Source organism: Thermaurantiacus sp., from assembly GCF_053487655.1.
This window is the reverse complement of sequence record NZ_JBRCLD010000072.1, coordinates 1-5,528: the sequence shown is the minus strand read 5'-3', so window position 1 is coordinate 5,528 and position 5,528 is coordinate 1. Positions and strand designations below refer to the sequence as shown.

General features: G+C 67.8%; 6 protein-coding genes. 4 read left to right on the top strand and 2 right to left on the bottom strand.

Annotated elements, in window-relative coordinates; translation table 11 throughout:
- The 3 genes from ACWIQA_RS07500 to ACWIQA_RS07490 all read left to right on the top strand — a co-directional run.
- Positions 1-478, top strand: a 478-nt coding sequence (locus tag ACWIQA_RS07500; RefSeq protein WP_448582449.1) for a pseudouridine synthase, incomplete at its 5' end; no start/stop codon positions are given.
- Complete coding sequence (gene rsmD / locus ACWIQA_RS07495) at positions 475-1,026, top strand: 16S rRNA (guanine(966)-N(2))-methyltransferase RsmD (protein WP_448582448.1); 552 nt, start codon at positions 475-477, stop codon at positions 1,024-1,026. The genes ACWIQA_RS07500 and rsmD, both read left to right, overlap by 4 nt.
- A 23-nt stretch (positions 1,027-1,049) precedes the next feature.
- Positions 1,050-3,320: an ATP-dependent helicase gene (locus ACWIQA_RS07490; protein ID WP_448582447.1), complete on the top strand. Its 2,271-nt coding sequence runs from the start codon at positions 1,050-1,052 to the stop codon at positions 3,318-3,320.
- Between the two features lie 134 nt (positions 3,321-3,454).
- Here ACWIQA_RS07490 and ACWIQA_RS07485 read toward each other — a convergent pair whose 3' ends face one another.
- Positions 3,455-3,619, bottom strand: coding sequence for a hypothetical protein (locus ACWIQA_RS07485; RefSeq protein ID WP_448582446.1), 165 nt, complete (start codon positions 3,617-3,619; stop codon positions 3,455-3,457).
- A 73-nt stretch (positions 3,620-3,692) separates the two neighbouring features.
- On the opposite strand from ACWIQA_RS07485, the gene ACWIQA_RS07480 reads away from it, so the two are divergent.
- Positions 3,693-4,448 (top strand): SDR family NAD(P)-dependent oxidoreductase, encoded by a 756-nt coding sequence (locus ACWIQA_RS07480; RefSeq protein ID WP_448582445.1) that lies wholly within the window; start codon positions 3,693-3,695, stop codon positions 4,446-4,448.
- On the opposite strand, the gene cobS is transcribed toward ACWIQA_RS07480, so the two are convergent.
- Positions 4,445-5,458 (bottom strand): cobaltochelatase subunit CobS, encoded by a 1,014-nt coding sequence (gene cobS, locus ACWIQA_RS07475; RefSeq protein WP_448582444.1) that lies wholly within the window; start codon positions 5,456-5,458, stop codon positions 4,445-4,447. The two genes, ACWIQA_RS07480 and cobS, sit on opposite strands and share 4 nt — an antisense overlap.
- Between the last annotated feature and the right edge of the window lie 70 nt (positions 5,459-5,528).

The window sequence follows — 5,528 nt, the reverse complement described above, 5'->3', positions numbered from 1 at the left end:
CCCCGCCGGCCTCCCCCGGCTCATGCCGGTCGGCCGGCTCGACCTCAACACGGAGGGACTCCTGCTCCTGACGAACGATGGGGCCTTGAAGCGCCAGCTCGAGCTCCCGGCAAACGCGGTCGAGCGAGTCTACCGGGTGCGCGTGATGGGCCAAGTGACTCAGGCCGCGCTTGATGCGCTCGCACTTGGCATGACGGTCGATGGCATCCGCTACGGCCCGGTCGATGCCGAGATCGACCGCCGATCACGCCAAGGCTCGGCCAATCTCTGGCTCACCATGCGCCTTGCTGAAGGCAAGAACCGCGAAGTCCGCCGGCTGTGCGAGGCGCTCGGCCTGCGCGTCAGCCGCCTCATCCGCACCGCCTTTGGCCCCTTCGGATTGGGTGCGCTTGCCCCACGCGCGCTTGCCGAAGTGCCGGCGAGCGACATCGCCCGACTGGCCTGCACCCAGCCGCGCGCAACCCGCTCGCGCGCATGATCCGGATCATCGCCGGCACCTGGCGCTCCCGCAAGCTTGAAAGCCCGCCTGGCTTGGCCACAAGGCCCACTGCCAGCCGCACGCGGGAAACCCTGTTCGCCATGCTGGCTTCCCGGCTCGGCAGCTTCGAGGGCCTCTTCGTCCTTGATCTTTTCGCTGGCTCGGGCGCACTTGGGCTCGAGGCGCTGTCGCGCGGTGCTCTCCACGCAACCTTCGTCGAGGTAGACCCGCGGGCCGCCCATGCCTGCGAAGCCAATATCGCCCGGCTTGGCGCCGTTGCGACCCTGATGCGCCACGACGCCACTCGCCTGCCGCCAGCGCCGAGGCCATTTGACCTTCTCCTGCTTGATCCGCCCTACGGCCAAGGGCTGGCGGACGCCGCGCTGGCCTCCGCCCTCATGGGCGGCTGGATCGCCCCGCACGCGCTCATTGCCTGCGAGACTGGCCGGAGTGAGCCGCTCGCCCCAGCCGGCTTCGCCACGCTCGTGGAACGGCCGGTCGGCAAGGCCATGCTCCATCTCCTCGCCCCCCTTCCGGCCGGCAGCTGAGTTCGCTATCCGTTCCGCCAGAGATGGCGAGCCTCCCCGAGCCCGACCCGCCCTGGCTCCAGGGCCTCAACCCGCCCCAGCGTCTGGCGGCCACCATGCTTGAGGGGCCGATGCTTCTCCTCGCCGGCGCTGGCACCGGCAAGACTCGGGCTCTGACTGCGCGGCTTGCCCACATCCTCGGCACCCGCGCAGCCTGGCCCAGCCAGATCCTCGCCGTCACCTTCACCAACAAGGCGGCGCGCGAGATGCGCGAGCGGCTTCGCGCCATCCTTGGCGATGCCATCGAGGGCATGCCGTTCCTTGGCACTTTCCACGCAACCGCCGCCCGGATGCTCCGCCGCCACGCCGGCCTCGTCGGGCTTACTGCCAATTTCACCATCCTTGATCCCGACGATGTCGAACGGCTCTTGAAGCGCCTCATCCAGAACTCCGGGCTCGACGAGCGGCGCTGGCCAGCGAAGCAATTCGCCAGCCTCCTCGACCGATTCAAGAATGCCGGCAAGCTCCCCGGCGACCTCGATGCAGCCGACACCCACAGCTTCGCCGACGGCCGCGCCGCCGAGCTCTACACCGCCTACCAGGCCGAGCTCCGAGGCCTCGACGCCTGCGATTTCGGTGACCTCCTCCTCCACATGCTCGCCATCTTTCGCGCCCATGCCGACGTGAAGGCGGAATGGCAGGCCCGCTTCCGCCACATCCTCGTCGACGAGTTCCAGGACACCAACGCCGCGCAGTACCAGTGGCTGAAGGCGCTCGCTGCACCTGCCGAGGGCGGCATGGCAACACTCTGCTGTGTGGGCGACGACGACCAGTCGATCTACAGCTGGCGCGGCGCCGAGATCGGCAACATCCTCTCGTTCGAGCGGGATTTCCCCGGCACCCGCATCGTCCGTCTTGAGCAGAACTACCGCTCGACCGGCCATATCCTCGGCGCCGCAAGTGGTCTCATCGCCCACAACCGCGGCCGGATGGGGAAGACGCTGTGGACCGAAGCGCATGAAGGCGACCCTGTCAGCGTGATCCAGGTGTGGGACGGGCCCGAAGAAGCCCGACTCGTCGGCGAGCGGATCGAGCGGCTCCAGCGCGAGGGCGCGCCGCTTGCCGACATCGCCATCCTGGTGCGCGCGCAATTCCAGACCCGCGAGTTCGAAGACCGCTTCATCCAGATCGGCCTTCCCTACCGCATCGTCGGGGGTTTTCGCTTCTACGAGCGCGCCGAAGTGCGCGATGCGCTGGCCTATCTGCGCGCCACCCTTTCGGCGTCCGACAGCCTTGCCTTCGAGCGGATTGCCAACACGCCGCGCCGCGGCCTCGGCGAGAAGTCGTTGGCCAGGCTTGCTGCCTTTGCCCGCGCTTCTGGCCTCTCGCTCCAGGCCGCTGCTGCCCAGCTTGCCGAGACCGACGAGCTTCCGGGGCCGGCGCGCTCCGGCCTGCGCACGCTGACCGCCGGCCTCCGGCGCTGGCGCGAAGCCGCCCCTTCGCTCCGCCCGCCCGCCCTCCTCGATCTCGTCCTCGACGAGAGCGGCTACCGCGCCATGCTCGCGGCCGACCGTGCCATCGAGGCCGAGGCCCGGCTCGAGAACTTGCGCGAACTCGGCCGCGCCATGGAAGACTGGCCCGATGTCGAGAGCTTCCTCGAGCATGTCGCCCTTGTCATGGACAATGACCGCGACGACGCCGGCGAGAAGGTGACGCTCATGACGCTCCATGCGGCGAAGGGCCTCGAGTTCGGCCATGTCTTCCTGCCCGGCTGGGAGGAGGGGCTGTTTCCCTCGCAGCGCGCGCTCGACGAGGGCGGCCCGGCAAGCCTCGAGGAGGAGCGCCGCCTTGCCTATGTCGGCATCACCCGCGCGAGGAGGCGGGCGACCATCCTCCACGCCATGAACCGCCGGGTCTATGGCCAGTGGACGTCGAGCATCCCCAGCCGCTTCGTCGCCGAACTTCCGAAAGCGCATATCGCCGAAGAGGCCACGCTGACGGGCGGCTCCAGCCTCTGGCGCGCCACCGTCACCGGAGAGGACGACCCCTTCGCCCATGCGGCGCGCGGCCAGGGCCGCGGCCCCGGCTGGACCCGCGCCTCCATGCAACCTCCGCATGCCCACATGATTGAGGGCCGGGTGCTGGCGTCAACCGTCGGTGCCGCGTCCCGAGCCGACATCGAGGTCGGCGCCCGCGTCTTCCACCAGAAATTCGGCCCCGGCACGGTCAGCGCAAAGGACGGCAACAAGCTCGAAGTCCACTTCGACCACGCTGGCCCCAAAATGGTCCTCGACAGCTTCGTCGCACCTGCCTGAGCCGGCCCTGCCGGTTTGAGGCACGCCGCTTGATCCGGCGCGCGCGCAACCTGGATGGTGCGATGGCAGGTGAACGGATCCTTCTCCGGGCATAATCGGCTTCTTGCGAGGACCGGATCGGTAATCGACAATCGCTAGCGCGCAATGCCAAACCGGAATTGCGCCCGGCTGCGAACTCGCACGCGATCGAAGCCCTCCTCCCGGGTCAGGATTTCAGGATCCTCGACTTCGACAAGCGACAGCGACGGATCGAAGCCCCCACATCCCGAAGGCAGTATCAGCAGGGCATGCCCGCACACCTCGACTCCTGCCACCCGTTTCGCTGAATGTCGCTTGACCCAAACCCATGGCCAAAACCAAGAAGGGAGCACCATGCCAACCCAATCGGTTGAAGGTCTCGTTGCCCTTGTGACTGGCGCTGCCTCGGGCATGGGCGCGGCAACCGCGCGCCTCTTCGCCGAGGGCGGAGCCTTCGTCGCGCTCGCCGATGTGAACGAAGACGGCATCTCCGAGCTCGCCTGGCAGCTCGGCGAACGCGCCCTTGCCTTCCCCCTCGACGTCGCCGACCCAGACGCCATCGCCAGCGTCGTCGCCGAGATCGGGGAGTGGCAGGGCCGGATCGACGCGCTCGTCAACAACGCCGGGATCGCCGGGTTCGCCCCCATCGACTCCCCCGATTACGACGCCCTCTTCGCCCGCATCCTCGCCGTCAACCTCGTGGCACACCAGCGCATCATCCGTGCCGCCCTGCCCTATCTGCGCCGCTCCGCCCACCCCCGCATCGTCAACATCGCATCCACCGAAGCGCTCGGCGCCACTGCGCAAGACAGCGCCTATTGTGCCGCCAAGGCCGGTGTCACGGGCTTGACGCGGGCGCTCGCGGTCGAGCTCGGCAAGGAAGGCATCACCGTCAACGCCGTCTGCCCCGGCCCCATCGAGACCGGAATGACCGCCGCCATCCCGGAGGAGGACAAGGCCACTTACGCGCGGCGCCGCACGGCGCTGCGCCGCTACGGCCGGCCCGAGGAAGTCGCCCACCTGACGGTCGCGCTCTCTCAGCCTGGCGCATCCTACATCACGGGTGCCACCATCCCGGTCGACGGCGGCCTGATGGCCCGGAACGCCTAGCGCTGCGCCTTCGAAACCACGCTTTCGGGCAGATCCTCGCCAAAGACCCGCTGATAATATTCAGCGATCAGCGGCCGCTCGGCCTCGTCGCAGCGGTTCAAGAACGAGACCCGGAAGGCGAAGCCGACATTGCCGAAGATCTCGGCATTCTGCGCCCAGGTAATGACGGTGCGCGGGCTCATGACCGTCGATATGTCACCAGCGATGAAGCCCGCCCGGGTCATATCGGCCACTTTCACCATGTTGCCGACCACCCTCTTGCCCTCGGGCGTGTCCATGGCTGGCATTTTGGCAAGCACAATCCTGGCCTCGGTTTCGGGCGGCAGATAGTTCAAGGTCGTCACGATCGACCAGCGGTCCATCTGGCCCTGGTTGATCTGCTGGGTGCCATGGTAGAGGCCAGAGGTATCGCCCAGCCCCACCGTGTTGGCGGTTGCGAACAGGCGGAACCATTTGTGCGGCCGGATCACCCGGTTCTGGTCGAGGAGGGTGAGCTTTCCTTCCACCTCCAGCACCCGCTGGATCACGAACATGACATCGGGGCGGCCGGCGTCATATTCGTCAAAGACGAGCGCGGTCGGAGTCTGCAGCGCCCAGGGCAGGAGGCCCTCGCGGAACTCGGTCACCTGCTTGCCGTCGCGCAGCACGATGGCGTCCTTGCCGACAAGGTCGATCCGGCTGATGTGGCTGTCGAGGTTGATGCGGATGCACGGCCAGTTGAGGCGGGCGGCCACCTGTTCGATGTGGGTGGACTTGCCGGTGCCGTGATAGCCCTGGATCATCACCCGCCGGTTGAAGGCAAAGCCGGCAAGAATCGCCATCGTCGTCTCGGGGTCGAACACATAGGCCGGGTCGAGATCGGGCACGCGCTCGTCGGCCTCGGAGAAGGCCGGAACCTCGAGGTCGAGATTGACTCCGAAGACCTCGCGGGCATTGACCTTGGTATCGGGCGCGTCGAGCCGAGTGCGGCCGTGGCGGTCGGTATCGGCGGAAAGGTTGAGGACAGACATGGCTCCCGGGCGGTAGGCCTATGGGGGTCCCCATGCAAGCGCCACGCTGCCACCCCGCCATTTGGTGGGG

What these genes read in the sequence shown, in the direction of transcription:
- ACWIQA_RS07480 (WP_448582445.1), top strand. Translation starts at nt 3,693, where the DNA reads ATGCCAACCCAATCGGTTGAAGGTCTCGTTGCCCTTGTGACTGGCGCT.
- rsmD (WP_448582448.1), top strand. Translation starts at nt 475, where the DNA reads ATGATCCGGATCATCGCCGGCACCTGGCGCTCCCGCAAGCTTGAAAGC.
- ACWIQA_RS07490 (WP_448582447.1), top strand. Translation starts at nt 1,050, where the DNA reads ATGGCGAGCCTCCCCGAGCCCGACCCGCCCTGGCTCCAGGGCCTCAAC.
- cobS (WP_448582444.1), bottom strand. Translation starts at nt 5,458, where the DNA reads ATGTCTGTCCTCAACCTTTCCGCCGATACCGACCGCCACGGCCGCACT.